This is a genomic window from Alkalibacterium sp. m-11 (assembly GCF_054658155.1).
The window spans coordinates 1-255 of sequence record NZ_BAAGIR010000516.1; the positions used below are offsets into that span (position 1 = coordinate 1).

At 46.7% G+C, this 255-nt stretch carries 1 protein-coding gene; it reads left to right on the forward strand.

Features of this window, described 5'->3' with window-relative positions:
• Nucleotides 1–253, forward strand: a 253-nt coding sequence (locus ACYQ2O_RS13400) for a hypothetical protein (protein ID WP_459796849.1), incomplete at its 5' end; no start/stop codon positions are given.
• Nucleotides 254–255 lie beyond the last annotated feature (2 nt).

The window sequence follows — 255 nt, forward strand, 5'->3', positions numbered from 1 at the left end:
CATCGAGCAGGCTTTCTTGCATACGAAGGAATACAGGGTGGATAAAACCGGGATTGTCAAACTGAAGGGAAAAGAAATCGAAGTCGGTTATGCGTACATTGGTCAGCGAGTGACCCTCAAATACACGGCAGATCTGAGCCGCTTTTACCTCTATGAAAAAGATCAGCTTCACCCGGTTGAACCGGTCGATAAAATCAGCAACAGCCAGATCAAGCGCAAGCAGTATCGGATGACAGAAGGAGGAATCAAATGAGT